The organism is Acetobacter sp. ESL1128, assembly GCF_058505085.1.
On sequence record NZ_CP196369.1, the window covers coordinates 14,926 to 30,332 of the forward strand.

The window sequence follows — 15,407 nt, forward strand, 5'->3', positions numbered from 1 at the left end:
CCGGTCTTGGGCTATAAGCTGGGACCATGACAACATCGCGCCACGCCACAGTTCACCGCGTTACCAGCGAAACCGATATTGCCATTGCCCTGACTCTGGACGGGACTGGCAAGGCTCGGGTTGAAACCGGTATCGGCTTTTTTGACCACATGCTGACCGCCCTGGCCAAGCATGGCCTGTTTGATCTGGATATAACGGTCAAGGGTGACCTGCATATAGATGGCCACCATACGGTGGAGGATACGGGCATTGCTCTGGGGCAGGCCATGCGGCAGGCACTGGGCGACAAGCGCGGCGTGCGCCGGTTTGGCTCGGCCCTTGTGCCGCTGGACGAAGCGTTGTGCGAGGCAGTGGTCGATCTTTCTGGCCGTCCGTTCCTGACGTTTGAGGCCACCTTTGACCGGGACCGCATTGGCGAGCTGGATACGGAACTGGTGGAAGAGTTTTTTCGGGCGTTTGCCATGTCCGCCATGCTCACCCTGCACCTGAACCAGCGGGCCGGTAAAAACTGCCACCATATTGCCGAGGCAGCGTTCAAGGCTCTTGCCCGCGCACTCCGTATGGCAGTAGAGCCGGACCCGCGCGCCCTTGGGGCCATTCCGTCGACCAAAGGCGTCCTGTAAACCAACCGGCGGCGGGTGTGATTCCGCCATGTTCTGGCCAGAGCATGGTCCCGCCCCAACAGACAACCAGCCGTGTTTTTTGCCCCGGTGCGGGGGAGTGGCACGGTTTTCCGCACGATCAGAACCAGGAGGGTTTTATGGCCCAGCCTCTCTCCATTGCTGTTGTCGATTACGAAGGGGGCAATCTGGCCTCTGCCGCCCGGGCCGCCCAGCGTGCTGCCGAGCTTTCCGGCCTTAACGCTTCGGTGATCATTACCAACGAACCGGGCGAGGTCCGGCGCGCGGACCGTATTATCCTGCCCGGTCAGGGCGCATTTGCGGACTGCGCGCAGGGGCTTGAGGCCATTGCGGGTTTAAAGGACGCCATTTTGCAGGCTGTAGCAAAAGGCACGCCGTTTTTGGGAATCTGCGTTGGCATGCAGCTTATGGCCGAACGCGGGCTTGAGCATGGTGTAACCGAAGGCTTTGGCTGGATCGCGGGGGAAATCGCCCCCATGGAAGCCCCCGGTCTGCGCCTGCCGCAAATGGGCTGGAATGAGCTGGAACTCCACCAGTCCCACCCGCTGACCCAAGGGCTGGGCCCAGCCCCGCACGGCTATTTTGTCCACTCCTACGCCCTGCGCAACACCACGGATGATGTGCTGCTGGCCAGTGCGGATTACGGCGGTAGCGTGCCAGCCATTGTCTGCCGCAATAACGTGGCAGGCACACAGTTTCATGTGGAAAAAAGCCAGACTGTGGGGCTGAAGATTCTTGCGAACTTTTTAGCATGGCAACCGGAAGCGACGTTCTGATGTCCCGCGTAACCCGCGTCCAGCGCATTCTGTCGCTGGAGGAAGATGACCTTCAGGCTTTGTGCGAGTCCGTGGATGCCGCCATTCTGGATGGCGGCGGGTTTGGCTGGTTGCAGCCACAGGGCCGGCAGGTGCTTGAGCGTTACTTCCGCGGTCTGCTGCTGGTGCCCGAGCGCATGCTGTTCGCCATCCGGCTGGATGGGGTTATTGTTGGCGGGGCCCAGCTTATTCGCGCTCCTCGCAATAACGAATTGCAGGCCATGTGCATTACCCTTGCCCACCTGTTTGTTGCACCGTACGCGCGCAGGCAGGGGCTGGGGGCCGCCTTGTTGCAGGAGGTGGAAAACGCCGCACGCAACATGGGCTTCCGGGTGCTGAATGTGGATGTGTTGCAGACACAGACCGCAGCCATTGCTCTATTTGAAAAGACCGGGTTCCACATATGGGGCAAACACCCGTTTTATGCCCGGGTGGGGGATGAGCTTGTATCGGGGCTGTTCCTTACCAAATGCCTCGATGATACCCTGCCTTTACAGTCCACCAAGACCCGTAACGAACAAGAAGCCAGCCACACGCCATGACCACATCCACGCCCTCCCGCCCGCTGACCCTCTACCCCGCCATTGACCTGAAGGATGGCGCGTGTGTGCGCCTGCGGCGTGGGGAAATGGACGACGCAACCGTTTATTCCGACAACCCCGGCGCACAGGCCACGGCATGGCAGGATGCAGGGTTTGAATGGTTGCATGTGGTGGACCTGAACGGCGCATTTGCCGGGGCATCGGCCAACACACAGGCTGTACGCTCCATTCTGGATGCCGCCCATGTGCCGGTCCAGCTTGGCGGTGGCCTGCGGGACATGGCCGCCATTGCCGCATGGCTGGAGGCGGGGATTACCCGCGTTATTCTGGGTTCGGTCGCGGTCAAAAACCCCGCTCTGGTGCGCGAGGCCTGCCGTGCCTTCCCCGGCCGTATTGTGGCCGGGATTGACGCGCGCTCCGGTCTGGTGGCGACCGAGGGCTGGGCAGAAGTGTCGGACATGCAGGCAACCGACCTTGCCCTGCGGATGCAGGATGCAGGGGTTGGCGCAATCATCTTTACCGAAATCAGCCGAGACGGCATGCTCGAAGGGCTGGATATTGAGCAGACCGTAGCGCTGGCCAACACCGTATCCATTCCCGTTATTGCCAGCGGGGGGGTGGGCAGCCTTGACCACCTTGCAGCCCTGCGCGTGGCGGCTAACACCACACCGGGCATAGAAGGTGTTATTGTTGGCCGCGCGCTGTATGATGGCCGCGTATCACCTTCACAAGCCCTGCGAGTGCTGAGCGGATGCTGAAGCTACGCGTTATTCCCTGTCTGGACGTAAAAAATGGCCGGGTGGTCAAGGGCGTCAACTTTGTTGCCCTGCGTGATGCGGGCGACCCGGTCGAGCAGGCCGCGGTGTACGATGCTGCCGGGGCCGATGAACTGACTTTTCTGGACATTACCGCCAGCCACGAAAACCGGGATACCATTCTGGACGTGGTGAGCCGTACTGCAGAAAAAATCTTCCTGCCCCTGACCGTGGGCGGGGGGGTGCGCACCACGGATGACATGCGCCGCCTGCTGCTGGCCGGGGCCGACAAATGCGCCATGAACTCCGCCGCCGTGACCCGCCCCGAACTGATTAGCGAGGCCGCGCGCAAGTTTGGCAGCCAGTGTGTTGTGGTTGCGGTGGATGCCCGCCAGACCGCACCGGGCACGTGGGAGGTCTTTACCCATGGTGGCCGCACCCCAACGGGCATTAACGCCATAGACTGGTGCAAACAGGCTGCCGAGCGCGGCGCGGGTGAAATCCTGCTGACATCCATGGACCGTGATGGCACGGGCAGCGGGTTTGATCTGGACCTGCTGCGCGCGGCAACACAGGCTGTGCGCCTGCCTATTGTGGCCTCTGGTGGTGTTGGCACGCTCGACCATTTTGTGGAAGGTGCCCGGGCCGGGGCAACAGGGTTGCTGGCCGCCAGTGTTTTCCATTTTGGGCAGTTTACCGTCTCTCAGGTCAAACAGGCTTTGACCCAGGCCGGACTGCCGGTTCGCCCTTCCCCCGCTCCTTTTCAGGTCAGTCAGACGTCATGATCAAAAAAGCTCCGTCAAAAGCCACAGCCAAAGCCGAGACAAAAACCGTCAAGGCTAAAAAAACCAAGGTGGCAGAAACTCAGGAACTCCCTCCTCTGTCCGATGGGGCAGATGCTTCCGTGCTCAACCGGTTGTATGACGTTGTGCAAAGCCGCAAGAACGCGGACCCCGCAGTAAGCCATTCGGCCCGCCTGCTCTCACGCGGTACCTACAAGATCGCGCAGAAGTTTGGTGAGGAAGCGGTGGAATGCCTGATCGAAGCTGTGGCAGGCCGCACCAACCTGCTGGTGGGGGAAAGTGCCGATGTGCTGTACCACCTGATTGTCATGTGGGTGAATGCAGGCATTACGCCAGATGAGGTCTGGGCCGAACTGGCCCGGCGTGAAGGCACAAGCGGCATTGCCGAAAAAGCCTCCCGCCCCAAAGTATCCCTGCCCCCATCCGGCGCAACCGCATCAGACGCAACAAAACAGGACTGACCGACCATGGCTGTGACCGGCAAAGGCCCTTACGACCAGCAGAACATTTTTGCGAAAATCCTGCGTGGTGAAATCCCGTGCAAACCTGTTTTTGAAAACGACTGGGTGCTGGCCTTTGAGGACATTGCCCCCAAAGCCCCCGTGCATGTGCTGATTATTCCCAAAAAGCCGTATGTTTCCTTCATGGATTTCAGCAAGACCGCTCCGGCGGAAGAAATTGCCGGGGTCATGCGCGCGGCCGGGCAGATTGCCCATACTCTGGGGCTGGAAGAAAACGGCTACCGGCTGATTACCAACGCAGGCACCAATTCGGGGCAGGAAGTCCCGCATTTTCATCTGCACCTCATGGGGGGTGGCCCGCTTCCGGCGTTCCCACAATAACACGGCTTAACGCCCCCTTTTGCAACAAAGGCACCAGACCATGACGCCTATGGACATGCTTCTCTCCCGCGCCTCTACCGACCGGCTGCAGGACCCGGCTCCTTCGCCCGAGCAGTTGATGGCTATTCTGGGCACGGCCATGCGCGCACCCGACCATGGTCGGCTTCAGCCATGGCGTTATGTTGTGATCGAGGGGCAGGACCGCCCCGCTCTGGCCGAGCGCATTGTGGCCAGCATGGCGCGCGTGGAGCCAGAAGCCCCCGCTGCCAAAATTGAAAAACGGCGCACCCGTTTTGCCACCATGCCCATGATTATTGCCTTGGGCATGCACCTGCAGCCCGAGCATAAAATTCCGCTCTGGGAGCAGGAAATGTGCGTGGCCGCCGGGGCCATGAACATTCTTAACGCCCTGTATGCAACGGGCTTTGGTGGCGTATGGGTTTCCGGTGCACTGGTGGAGGACGCCGTTCTGGCGGCCGAGCTGGGGTTAAGCCGGCTGGCGGGCTTTTTGTTTGTGGGTACGCCGGACGGCGCACAGCATACACCCAAGCGGGCCGACCCCGCCCTGTTTACCGCGCGCTGGCACGGCCAGCCCGTAACCTTTGGCGCAGACAAGGACTAACCCATGTCCGACATACAGCAGACAGATGTTGCCGTTATTGGTGGTGGTCCGGTCGGGCTGGCCACGGCTCTTCTTATGGCGCGTGGTGGTCTTTCGGTAACCGTTCTGGAGCGCGCTCCGCTTGATACATGGTCCGAACCCGGCTTTGACGGGCGTGAAATTGCCCTGACCCACCACTCTGTCCGTCTGCTTGAACAGACCGGCGCGTGGGCCCACATTCCGCAGGCGGTTGTTTGCCCGCTCAAGGAAGCACGGATTGAAACTGGCAGTTTCCGGCACCCGCTCACGTTTGACACGCGGGGCGAAGGGGTGGATGCGCTGGGCTGGCTGGTTTCCAACAACCAGATCCGTCGCGGCCTGTTTGCTGCGGCACAGCATATGCCCAACATTACCCTCCAGCCCGGCACGGCGGTGCAGACCATCCGGCAGGGGCAGGACTACGCGGCGGTCCACCATACGGGCGGGCAGGTGAATGCAAAGCTGGTTGTCGGGGCGGACGGGCGTTTTTCTCCCACCCGGCAGCGCGCGGGCATTGGCGCAATTGTGCACGATTTTGGCAAGTCCATGATGGTCTGCCGCATGGCGCACGAATCCCCTCACCATAATGTTGCGCTCCAGTGGTTTGATGAGGGGCAGACAATCGCCCTGCTGCCCGTTAACGGCATGGCCTCCTCCCTTGTGCTGACCCTGCCCCCGCAGGAGATTGAAGCACTGGCCCATATGCCGCGTGAGGCGTTTAATGCCGAAATCATGCGCCGTGTGGGCAACCGGCTTGGGGCCATGCGGCTTGTCAGCACCCGGCACGTGTACCCGCTCAAAGGCGTTTACGCGCACAGGTTTACAGCCCGCAGGCTGGCACTGGTGGGCGATGCTGCGGTTGGCATGCACCCGATTACGGCACACGGGTTTAATCTGGGCCTGAAGGGGCAGGATATACTGGCCCGGCAGGTGCTGGCAGCCGTTGCGAATAATGGGGATGCAGGCAACCCCGCGGCCCTGCGCGCATTTGAGCGCCAGCACCGCAAGGCAACGGCGCTACTGTTTGCGGGCACAAACGGGATTGCCTCGCTCTACACCCATGATGGCCCACCCTTCCGCCAGATCCGTGAAGGGTGCCTGCGTATGGCAGACAGGTTCTCCCCTTTCAAAAAAGCGGTGACATCCCTGTTAATGGACCGTCAGCCCTCTACTCCCTGAGCCGGAGGGCGGACAGGTTTACGGGTTTTGCGGGCTGGTTGTGGTGTGTCTGGCCGCGCCAGCTCTCCAGCCAGCCAGTGGGCCAGTACGCTGAGAATATAGTCCTGTTCCGCTTCATTCAGCTGGCGGCCAGATGGCAGCGCGTGCCATTTGGCCAGACATGAGCGGCAGCATGTTCCCGTGGCATGCTGGGCTACAAAAATCGGGTGCCCCTTCCACGGGGTCTGCCGTCCATCTTTAAGCGGTGCAGTAGGTGCCAGACGACGGGCGATGAAGTCCTGCCCATGCTCGAGCACCAGCGGCAAACCTTTTTCCCGCAGATACGCCATATCCTGCGCATTGAGATGAAAACGTTGTCTGAACGCGGAGCGCGCCAGTTTTTCCCACAGCTCTGGTGGCACCACAGCTTGTGGTGCCACAGTCCGGCGCGGGAAGAGGTCATCCTGAAAAAAAGTCATACCCTGCTTTATGGGGTTGGCTGGTCTGTTTTTCCAGCGGCAGGGCTATTGCAGCCGGGATGTTCGGGGTTGTTGGTCGCATAGGCGGTCCTGAGTGCTGCCAGAATGGGGGCAGATGGTTCACCCAGTGGCATCTGGTACAAGGCACCATTGGTGACAACGGACAGGAACCCCCATGCCTTATGGCCATCTGGAGTAAATACCACCTCCATCTGGTAGGCCGCACAGTCATGGGGTTTGCACAGGTGCCCCAGCAGGTAGGGCTTGCCATCAATGCTTGTTTTTTCAACCGGAACCGAGGTCGCCTTTAGCTCCGAAACCCACGGGGGCAGGGTGCTCATGGCATGGTATGCGGGTGCGAATGCAGGCTGTGCGGCAAATTCCGCAGTAACAGGGAGTTCTGCCGCCAGAGCCGGTGTTGCCAGACCAAGAGCTGACAGTAAAAGGAGGGAAAAACGCATGGTTGCACCTCATGAACTCTGTTTGCCACAATAACAGAACCATATCCGTTCTGTATTTGGCTTACGGAGCAGACTATACCTGTATTATGATCAAACAAGGGCAATAAACGCACAGGCAGTGTGTAATAAAACCAGACCGAATTGCTCCCGTTAATATTAAATTAACTGTGACGGACTCCATAATTTACAAAATCTGGAATCCCCGGAAAGAACGGGAAGTCTGGTGTGTGGCCGAAAAAAAGACGTAAGCATATGCTTGCATAACCGGCCATGCGCGTAGAGTGCATGTGCGTATGGTTTAAAAAAACCATTATTTACAAAAGGTATTTTTAAAAATAAGTCGTCATATGCAAATGCTGTGGCTCTCTGGTTGTTGTATCAGGTCAGAGGTGTTGCTTTTATCCGCACAAGAAATGATCTGTGTCATTGAATATGTTCTGCAAATTGTCATGCTATTTATGGTTAGGAATTATGTAATAGCATAAGGGAGTTTTGTAACAGTTGGAGGGAATAGTGCGGGTTTTGCGGTCTGCATAGCCAGCACATCGTGCCTGTGAGCAGGTGGGAGGTGTGTGTCTGTAAAGACACAGATTCTGTTTCTGCTGTTCCCATCGGGAGGAATCGAAAAAAGATATATTTTTTATGTTGGTAATTTTTAAGAAATGTGACTACAAGCCGTTAAAGCCTTTTAGGCATATCCGTTCAATAATTGTCATGTACAAAATTCTGTCTGAAAGGGAGCCAGTAACTCTATGAGCAAGGCCTTTATTGCAGCAGTGATTCAGGATTCGATCAACTGCACAGGGGTTGCCGCCAATCAGGCTGCGAATGACCTTATTGATGCTATTGTTGTCGAACTCAAGCGTGAGGGTGGGTTTACCCTGCCGTCCTTTGGCACGTTTACAGTCCGTAAAACCAAGGCCCGCAAGGCGCTTAACCCCCGCACGGGCGAGCCGGTCAAGGTTAAGGCTGGTAAAACGGTACGGTTTAAAGCCAGCCCCAATCTTAAAAAAGCTGTCTGAATACCAAAGCCATACCGGCCTTTAGGGGCCGGTTATGCAAGGAGCCGCACCGGTCATTTGGTGCGGCTTTTTTTATTGTTCGGGGTTTATACTGTATCGGTTGTAATATCTTCCAGCCTGTCCAGCTTGCGCAGGCCGGGGAACAGGCCCATCCATATGCCTGTTACAACCAGTGTGCCAACACCTCCCAGCACAACGGCGGCAACCGGACCCATAACAGCCGCCAGCATCCCGCTTTCAAATTCGCCTAACTGGTTGGATGACCCGATAAAAAGCATGTTCACGGCCGATACGCGGCCGCGCATTTCGTCCGGTGTGCCAAGCTGGACCAGTGCGCCACGGACCATAACGCTCACCACATCCGCCCCGCCCAGAATGGCCAGCATAAGCACGGATACGGCTATGGAGTGGGAAAAACCGAACAGAATGGTCGCCACGCCAAAAACGGCTACGGAGGCAAACATCCACCGCCCGGCATGCCTGCCCAGCGGGTGGCGGGCCAGCACCGCAGCAACAAGCAAGGCACCAATGGCAGGGGCCGCCCGCAGCAATCCAAGCCCCCACGGCCCGGCATGTAGAATATCTGTGGCAAAAATGGGCAGCATGGCCGTGGCCCCGCCCAGGAGCACGGCAAACAGATCAAGCGAGATCGCACCCAGCATGGTGGGTTTGCGCCGCAAAAAGGCAATACCGCCAAAAACCGCGGCCAGAGTAGCCCGCTGCCGTGGCCGGGCCGGGCTTGTTATAACCATGGACCAGGTCGCCAGCGCCGCTATGGCAAAGCTGATCGCGCAGAGCGAATAGCACACCCCCGCACCCAGACCGTACAAAAGCCCCCCCAGAGACGGCCCAGCAATGCTCGCGACCTGAAACAGGGAGGAAGAGAGCGCTGTGGCACGGGGGAAGAGCGCCGGCGGCACAATGGAGGGCAGGAAGGTCTGCTGGGCAGGCATTTCAAACGCCTTGCAGGTACCAAATAGGGCAACCAGCCCGTAAATCATGGTGGCGTTCAACTGGTGCGTAAAAGAGGCATAGGCCATAAACGCCGCAGCCAGAAGTTCTATGGTCTGGCAGGTGACCACAATACGCTGGCGGTTGTGCTGGTCTGCGGCATGCCCGGCCGGGAAGATAAACGCCACCATGGGCAGGAACTGTGCCAGCCCCACAAACCCCAAGGCCGCTGCACTATGGGTGAGCGCGTAAACCTGCCAGCCAACAGCTACGGCCTGCACCTGCCCGGCAAAAGCGGACAAGGCCCGTGCGCCAATAACAGCAACCAGACCGGGGTGGCGCAAAAGGGGGGAGGGGGGAGCAGGGGCATCAGGCATGGCAAAAGCTGTATTGTATCCGGGAACAGAAAAAGTGGCGGGCTTAAAAAGCACTCTGTTCGGCCATGAATGCGCACGAACACCCGCAGGGCTAATCAAAACACCGTATTGGCAAAAACTGCTGTGTTATGGCCACCACCTGATGTGGAGACCATGATGGTGGAACAGTAAGACCATCGCACCCTCCCACAAGACCGGGAGAAGCCGCAACCGTATGATTTATCGGAGGGGAAAAACAGGTTCTGGCTGGGGCGGGAGGATTCGAACCTCCGCATGGCGGAATCAAAATCCGCTGCCTTACCGCTTGGCTACGCCCCAATGGCCTGAACTGCCTGCGCCTCTTTTAAGCTAAACAGGGTTCGGTCGTAAAGGCCGGTTGTCGCAAAATTAGTCGCGCGGGGCGGATATTGTGTCCTGCGTAAAGCCTGCATCCATGTCGGCCACATCGTCCAGGTCAGCCAGTCCGTCCGGCTGGGTATCTGCATCTGCGCCGGTGGGGAACAGGCCAAAGCGCCCGGCCTTGTCCAGTGCCTGATCCAGAGCTGCCATGGTGCTGCCCATGTCGGGGCTTTCGTCTTTTTCCCAGACGCGCAGGGTGTGGGTCCATACGGCCACCAGCATGTTCACGCGCACAAAGCCAAGCACGCCATTGGCGTTTACGCCTGCGGCATCGGCTATCCAGCGCATGCTCTCCACCGTAGCGCCCCCGAGCAGCAGGGTCAGGGCCGGGTCCATGGGCAGGGTGCGCAAAACGGACTGCAATCCACCGCGGTACTGCTGGAACACATCCAGCCTGCGCATAAGCAGGTCAAACAGCCGCTCGCGCACAGCGCCGCAGAGCATGTCGTCCGCCAGGGCCACATCATCGGCCAGGCGGCCAAGACGGAGCAGGATACTGGCCTTGAGAGGGAAGCGCCGCCGAGCTTCAGGCAGGGGCAGCCCTGCCTCGCGCGCCGCAGCCAGCACGGTTACGGAGCTCCAGCCCCGGTCCTGAGCCAGTGTTAGGGCAGCCGAGACAAGGGCTGTGTCAAAGTCGTCATTATCCATATCAAAGACCTGTCGCATGAGCGGTAAATGGCTTGGCGGAGTGGTGCTGGCAAAGCAGTACAGGCTAGCTGGCCAGCTCTTTGGCGCGGTGTACGGCAGCAGCAATGGCGGCGGAGGTGGTTGCAGGCCATGCCTGCGGGGCCATCATTACCTTTAGGGCTTCAGCCGTGGTGCCGCCGGGGCTGGTTACGTTGCGGCGCAGTTCTTCGGCATCGGTCGGTAGAGTATGCAGCATGCAGCCTGCGCCATACAGGGTGCCACGGGCCAGCTTGCGGGCAACATCGGCGGGCAAACCCTGCTCCACGCCTGCTTTTTCCAGCAGTTCTGCCATTAAAAATACATAGGCCGGACCACTGCCGGAAATGGCAGCAACGGAGTCGATCAGCCCTTCCTCGGCCACCCATACGGTTTCCCCCACAGCACAAAGCAGGGCATCGCAATAAGCTTTCTGTTCCGCTGTGGCGTTGGGGGGGGCGTATAGCCCGCTCATACCTGCCCCCAGCGCACAGGGCGTGTTGGGCATGGAGCGGATAATAACCGGGTTGGCCTGCGGGTTGGCCTGCACATAGGTGTCGTGCAGGCTGGCAATGGTACGCCCCGCCATGACCGAAAGCAGCGTTGCCTGCCCAAAACGCTGGGCCAGTTCGGCCAGCACGGGGTTGGCCTTCTGCGGTTTAACCGCAACAATAATCACGTCCGGCGTAAAGCTGGCGGGAACATCCTGTATGCTCTGCACCACCTTGTGGGGGGCTGGCAGGTCTGCAAGGTGGCGGTCAATAATGACGGAGGGGGCCAGCCCGGCCTTGAGCCAGCCTTCAAGCATGGCACCACCCATTTTGCCGCACCCGACAAGCAGGATGGAGGGAAGGGGAAAATGCTCAGTCATATTCATGCCTCTCCATGGCAGTCCAGCATGGCCGAAGCCAGTGCATCTGCCGCACTCAGCCCACCGGTCAGGAAAAAGCGCAGGGCCGGATAAAACCGCTCGCACTCGGTCAGGGCGATGTCGATCATGTCTTCAAAAATGTCGGTTGCGGTTTCCGTACCACGCAGGAGCAGGGCGTGGCGGAACAGTAGCACCCCGTCTTCCGTATCGACGCTAAAATGGCCGACCCATACCTGCTCGTTGGCAAGACCGATCAACTCGTACAGGGCCAGCCGCATGTCCGGGCTTACGCGCAGGTCAAAGGCGCAGGTAAACAGAATGGTGCCCAGCTCGGCCGACCACGAAAAAAACAATCCGTAGTCGCACCATCTGGCCGGGGCTTCGGCCGCCATTTCGGTCGGGGTGCAGCGGTCAAAGGTCCACCCATGCCCGGCAATGACCTGTTCCATCAGGTCCAGCGGGTTGGTGGGTGGGGTGGTGGAGCCGGTTGTCAGGGCTGGCATGGCATGACTCCCGTGCCTGCGGTCAAAAACAAAAACGGGACAAAGGGCGTGTGCGGCCTTTTAGTGTGCGCCGCCCTTGTGGCTGCTGGTCAGGTGCTGTTCCAGCGCTTCCACCCGTGCTTCCAGTGCGGCCAGGCGGCGTTCGGCCTCTTCCTGGCCAATGCGGGCCTGTGCGGCCAGTTCGCGCATGACTTCAAATTCTTCACGGCGGACAACCTGCAGGCTGGTCAGCACTTCGTCCACACGGCTGCGGACAATGGCGTTCATTTCTTCACGCACACCGGTCAGTGCGGACACGGCACCTCCGGCAACACCTGCAAGATCATCAAAAAAGCGCGGTTTGTCAGCCATGCGGGGGTCTCCAATCAATCCGTTATGAGCGACCAACAGCCTGCGGCTGTCTGGCGTAGCGCTCTTATGGTCCCGACTTTATAAAGAATAAAGGCTCAGCCGGACAGAGGCCATGCCCCGGTTTCCGTTTTTGTGGTGTAGTTTATCTGTTGGGCGCACATGTGGCTTTCGCTCTCCCTCCATTGACCGCTTGGGGGCGCGTTCCCATTATTAGGGATAACAGTTGCAAAAACGGTGCGCGCAACCAACCCACTTTGGGCAGGCGTGCAGTGTGGTATGGAGACACAATTATAATGACAACAGTCTTGGCGGAGGCTTTTTGCACCCTCCGCCTGAATGCACGCCTTGGGGCGGTGGCTGGCTGTGGGCGGCGCAGGATGCAGCCCGACAATGGTAACAGGATGGGGGAAGGGACGGCTGCATGAGTGATCGCGATCCGTATTCAGTATTAGGTATTGCCAAGACAGCCAGTCAGGATGACATCCGCAAGGCGTACCGCAAGCTGGCCAAAAAATATCATCCAGACCTGAACCCCGGCGATAAAAAGGCCGAGGAGGAGTTCAAGGCGCTCAATCAGGCCAATGACCTTTTGTCCGATGCGGACAAGCGCGCGCGCTTTGACCGGGGCGAGATTGATGCCTCCGGGCAGGAACGCCACCCTGGGTTTGGGGCCGGAGGTTTTGGCGGCGGCGGCTTTGGGGGTGGTTTTGGCGGTGCAGGCGGGTTCCGCCCCGGTGGCGCTGGCATGGGTGGTTTTCAGGAAGAAGACCTGAGCGACCTGTTCGGTGGCATGTTTGGCGGAGGTGCCCGCGCACGCCGTGCTGGCCCGCGCAAGGGGGCTGACCGGTCCTTTGCGCTGAATGTCAGTTTTCTGGATGCAGTGAATGGCGCTACGTCACGCGTGAACCTGCCAGATGGCGCAACGCTGGATGTGCGTATTCCCCCCGGTATGGAGGATGGCAAGGTCCTGCGCCTGCGTGGCAAGGGCATGCCCGGCGTGCAGGGTGGCCCCGCAGGGGATGCGCTGATTACAGTGACCGTACTGCCCGATGCCACCTTTACGCGAGAAGGCTCGGACCTGCGGGAAACCCTGCCCGTGGACCTGAAAACCGCAGTGCTGGGTGGCCCCATTATGGTGCCAACACCCACAGGCACGGTTAAAATGAATGTACCCGCAGGCTCCGATACCGGCACCGTGCTGCGCCTGCGCGGCAAGGGTGTGCAGGCCCATGGCGGCAAGGAAGCGGGGAATCTTTACGTGCGGCTGGAGGTCAAGGTTGGCAAGGCCGATGCCGCACTGGAGGCTTTTCTAAAGGACTGGACGCCAGAAAGCGCAGTAAACGCATAATGCGTGCCCCTCCTGCGCGTTAAAACGAGCGGGAGGGGGGCTGTCTGGCCCGCAGGCCAGTCAGTGGCTCAGGGGTCGTTGCGGTACAGGGGAACGTCCACCTTGTGACCGTTGGTATTGGTGATCAGGATATGCCCTGCGTTAGGGGAGATCAGGGTCATGGTCATGGTGGTGCCATGCTGTGTGCCAGACCAGGATGAACCGGATTTCTGGGCAAGGCTGAACCGGCTTTCACCAATATTGGCGGCATAGACTTCGGGCACATTGACCAAAAGCCGGGCGGCGGGGCCCATGGCCCGGTTGCCAGCAACCGTAAAGGCAGGCACTTCGGCCCGCACGGTCCAGGCACCCATAAAGGTGGCCATGGGGTAGGTGGCCTCTGCCGTGGCGGCTGCGGGTGCGGGGGTAGCTGTATGGGGGGCGGCCATTGCGGGAGCCGCTGCCAGCCCCAGCATGGCGGAACAAAGAAGAATGTGTTTCATGTCTGCTTCCGTAGCAAAAAATCAGGTCCGGTCTATGTGGCGTGTTTGGTCAGGTCCCGTCCAGTGCTGGCACCGTGGGGCAGATACCCTGAACTGCTTGACGAACCCCCATGACAGGACCAAAAAAACAGGATCTTTTCCGGTCTGCATGACAACCACGTGGAGAACAGCATCATGAGTGAGCAGGAAACACAAGGCCGTGTTGACGGGGCCGCTCCTCTGCACGATGGGCAGGCACCCGTAGTACAGGCCCCACAACAGGCGGATGAATCCCAGCCTGCTGCACCCAGCAACGCCGCGGTGCACACGCAAACGCACGAGGCACTGGCCGAGCCGGTGCATGTGCTGCCGGCCTCCAAGCCGGATAATCCTGCCCCGGTCCAGCACCCTGTTGCCCCGCCAGCCCATAATCCGGGCATGACGTTCAAGGAATTTTCCCAGATGGCGGGGGCAATGGTTTTTGTAGTCTGCTTTGTAGCCCTTGGGCTGCACGCAATTTACTACGCAGGTTACTAAAAGCGGCCCTGCTCCGGGCCGCTGCTCCGCCTATTCGTGGCGGAGGGTTACAACCAGCACATCGCGGTAAGCCGGGCGGCTGGGGTCCACGGGCTGTACGGGGGTTACGCCGTGGTAAACCCTGTTGTCGTTTACAACGGCTGTGTCCATGGGGTTGGTCAGGGTAAAGCTGCCAACCTGTTTGTGGCCGAGATCGTGGATGGATGTTTCCCCCTGCGCCACGTTTTCCCGCCGTACCATCACCACAAAAACCCAGTCCACGCCATCACGGTGCAGTCCTTCAGGCGTGGGGCGGCCAACGGCATCGGGCCGTGCCTCAATACGGAACTGGTGTATTTCCGTGTGCCATGCGTTGGGCCTGCGCTCTGCGGGGGTCAGGTCCGTTACCACGCGCAGGGCCAGCCGCAATATGGCCATGAGTGCCGGGTGCTCGCCAAGGGCGGGGAGTACGGGTTTAAACCAGCGTTCCACCCCCCCATTAAGGGTATTGTAATCCCGGCTCTGGTAATGGGGCTGGTGTGGTTTGCGCGTTATCGCACCCTGGGTCAGCGAGAACGTGGCATAGCGCCTGCGCCGGTAGCGCCCGCCATCGGCCATGTAGCGGTCCACGCCCAGATCGTTCCAGCTTGCGGCAAAATCCTCCCACCCCTGCAGGCCCTCGGCCTCCAGCGCGGTCTGCATGGCCTGCGCCTGAAGGAAGGCAAAGCCATCCTCCGCTAAAGGGGTTTCCAGAGTCTGGAGAATGGTGCCCGCAAGGGTGGTCGCAAAAATAGGCTCGGACATGGGAT

The 15,407-nt window shown here is 59.7% G+C and carries 19 protein-coding genes, 1 tRNA gene and 1 pseudogene; 11 read left to right on the forward strand and 10 right to left on the reverse strand.

Annotated features, from left to right (window positions below; all coding sequences use genetic code 11):
- The first annotated feature begins 26 nt into the window (after positions 1-26).
- From hisB to ubiM, 8 genes and pseudogenes are all read left to right on the forward strand, one after another.
- A complete protein-coding gene (gene hisB / locus ACSYTG_RS00090; RefSeq protein ID WP_086646529.1) occupies positions 27-623 on the forward strand; it encodes an imidazoleglycerol-phosphate dehydratase HisB in 597 nt (198 codons plus the stop codon).
- Positions 624-760: 137 nt separating this feature from the next.
- Entirely contained in the window at positions 761-1,417 is a 657-nt protein-coding gene (gene hisH / locus ACSYTG_RS00095; protein WP_095349525.1) for an imidazole glycerol phosphate synthase subunit HisH, read from the forward strand.
- Positions 1,417-2,756, forward strand: a pseudogene (gene hisA / locus ACSYTG_RS00100) (1-(5-phosphoribosyl)-5-[(5-phosphoribosylamino)methylideneamino]imidazole-4-carboxamide isomerase). The gene hisH and the pseudogene hisA overlap by 1 nt, the downstream one beginning before the upstream one ends.
- Positions 2,750-3,538 (forward strand): imidazole glycerol phosphate synthase subunit HisF, encoded by a 789-nt coding sequence (gene hisF, locus ACSYTG_RS00105; RefSeq protein WP_086646530.1) that lies wholly within the window; start codon positions 2,750-2,752, stop codon positions 3,536-3,538. Before hisA ends, hisF begins: the two are co-directional and overlap by 7 nt.
- Complete coding sequence (locus tag ACSYTG_RS00110; protein WP_095349485.1) at positions 3,535-4,017, forward strand: phosphoribosyl-ATP diphosphatase; 483 nt, start codon at positions 3,535-3,537, stop codon at positions 4,015-4,017. The genes hisF and ACSYTG_RS00110 overlap by 4 nt, the downstream gene beginning before the upstream one ends.
- A 6-nt stretch (positions 4,018-4,023) precedes the next feature.
- Positions 4,024-4,398 carry a histidine triad nucleotide-binding protein gene (locus tag ACSYTG_RS00115; RefSeq protein WP_086646532.1) on the forward strand — a complete coding sequence of 125 codons (375 nt, stop codon included), beginning with the start codon at positions 4,024-4,026 and terminating at the stop codon, positions 4,396-4,398.
- A gap of 40 nt (positions 4,399-4,438) precedes the next feature.
- On the forward strand, positions 4,439-5,020 hold the full coding sequence (locus ACSYTG_RS00120; RefSeq protein WP_086646533.1) for a nitroreductase family protein: 582 nt from the start codon (positions 4,439-4,441) through the stop codon (positions 5,018-5,020).
- Between the two features lie 3 nt (positions 5,021-5,023).
- Entirely contained in the window at positions 5,024-6,217 is a 1,194-nt protein-coding gene (gene ubiM / locus ACSYTG_RS00125) for a 5-demethoxyubiquinol-8 5-hydroxylase UbiM (protein WP_086646534.1), read from the forward strand.
- On the opposite strand, the gene ACSYTG_RS00130 is transcribed toward ubiM, so the two are convergent.
- Positions 6,199-6,675: a DUF4186 domain-containing protein gene (locus ACSYTG_RS00130; RefSeq protein ID WP_489783446.1), complete on the reverse strand. Its 477-nt coding sequence runs from the start codon at positions 6,673-6,675 to the stop codon at positions 6,199-6,201. The two genes, ubiM and ACSYTG_RS00130, sit on opposite strands and share 19 nt — an antisense overlap.
- A gap of 8 nt (positions 6,676-6,683) precedes the next feature.
- Positions 6,684-7,136, reverse strand: a complete 453-nt coding sequence (locus ACSYTG_RS00135; protein WP_489783448.1) for an Ivy family c-type lysozyme inhibitor — start codon at positions 7,134-7,136, stop codon at positions 6,684-6,686.
- 752 nt (positions 7,137-7,888) lie between these two features.
- On the opposite strand from ACSYTG_RS00135, the gene ACSYTG_RS00140 reads away from it, so the two are divergent.
- A complete protein-coding gene (locus tag ACSYTG_RS00140; protein WP_025826862.1) occupies positions 7,889-8,158 on the forward strand; it encodes an HU family DNA-binding protein in 270 nt (89 codons plus the stop codon).
- A gap of 86 nt (positions 8,159-8,244) precedes the next feature.
- Here the strand turns inward: ACSYTG_RS00140 and ACSYTG_RS00145 are convergent, their stop codons facing one another.
- The 6 genes from ACSYTG_RS00145 to ACSYTG_RS00170 all read right to left on the reverse strand — a co-directional run bounded on the left by ACSYTG_RS00145 (position 8,245) and on the right by ACSYTG_RS00170 (position 12,273).
- On the reverse strand, positions 8,245-9,486 hold the full coding sequence (locus ACSYTG_RS00145) for an MFS transporter (protein ID WP_489783450.1): 1,242 nt from the start codon (positions 9,484-9,486) through the stop codon (positions 8,245-8,247).
- A 243-nt stretch (positions 9,487-9,729) separates the two neighbouring features.
- A tRNA-Gln gene (locus tag ACSYTG_RS00150) sits at positions 9,730-9,804 on the reverse strand.
- A 69-nt stretch (positions 9,805-9,873) separates the two neighbouring features.
- On the reverse strand, positions 9,874-10,533 hold the full coding sequence (locus ACSYTG_RS00155; RefSeq protein WP_489783452.1) for a TetR family transcriptional regulator: 660 nt from the start codon (positions 10,531-10,533) through the stop codon (positions 9,874-9,876).
- A 64-nt stretch (positions 10,534-10,597) separates the two neighbouring features.
- Positions 10,598-11,419 carry a pyrroline-5-carboxylate reductase gene (proC, locus tag ACSYTG_RS00160; RefSeq protein ID WP_489783454.1) on the reverse strand — a complete coding sequence of 274 codons (822 nt, stop codon included), beginning with the start codon at positions 11,417-11,419 and terminating at the stop codon, positions 10,598-10,600.
- Between the two features lie 2 nt (positions 11,420-11,421).
- Complete coding sequence (locus tag ACSYTG_RS00165; RefSeq protein ID WP_086646539.1) at positions 11,422-11,922, reverse strand: type III secretion system chaperone family protein; 501 nt, start codon at positions 11,920-11,922, stop codon at positions 11,422-11,424.
- A 60-nt stretch (positions 11,923-11,982) separates the two neighbouring features.
- Positions 11,983-12,273 carry an accessory factor UbiK family protein gene (locus tag ACSYTG_RS00170; RefSeq protein WP_086646540.1) on the reverse strand — a complete coding sequence of 97 codons (291 nt, stop codon included), beginning with the start codon at positions 12,271-12,273 and terminating at the stop codon, positions 11,983-11,985.
- Between the two features lie 421 nt (positions 12,274-12,694).
- Here ACSYTG_RS00170 and ACSYTG_RS00175 point away from each other — a divergent pair, with 421 nt between their 5' ends.
- On the forward strand, positions 12,695-13,621 hold the full coding sequence (locus ACSYTG_RS00175) for a DnaJ C-terminal domain-containing protein (RefSeq protein WP_095349480.1): 927 nt from the start codon (positions 12,695-12,697) through the stop codon (positions 13,619-13,621).
- A gap of 68 nt (positions 13,622-13,689) precedes the next feature.
- Here the strand turns inward: ACSYTG_RS00175 and ACSYTG_RS00180 are convergent, their stop codons facing one another.
- A complete protein-coding gene (locus ACSYTG_RS00180) occupies positions 13,690-14,103 on the reverse strand; it encodes a hypothetical protein (RefSeq protein ID WP_086646542.1) in 414 nt (137 codons plus the stop codon).
- Between the two features lie 174 nt (positions 14,104-14,277).
- Between ACSYTG_RS00180 and ACSYTG_RS00185 the strand changes: the two genes are divergently transcribed.
- Positions 14,278-14,619 carry a hypothetical protein gene (locus ACSYTG_RS00185; protein WP_489783456.1) on the forward strand — a complete coding sequence of 114 codons (342 nt, stop codon included), beginning with the start codon at positions 14,278-14,280 and terminating at the stop codon, positions 14,617-14,619.
- Between the two features lie 30 nt (positions 14,620-14,649).
- On the opposite strand, the gene ACSYTG_RS00190 is transcribed toward ACSYTG_RS00185, so the two are convergent.
- The gene (locus ACSYTG_RS00190; protein ID WP_086646544.1) at positions 14,650-15,402 is read right to left on the reverse strand and encodes a 2OG-Fe dioxygenase family protein; all 753 of its coding nucleotides are present in this window, start codon (positions 15,400-15,402) and stop codon (positions 14,650-14,652) included.
- Positions 15,403-15,407 lie beyond the last annotated feature (5 nt).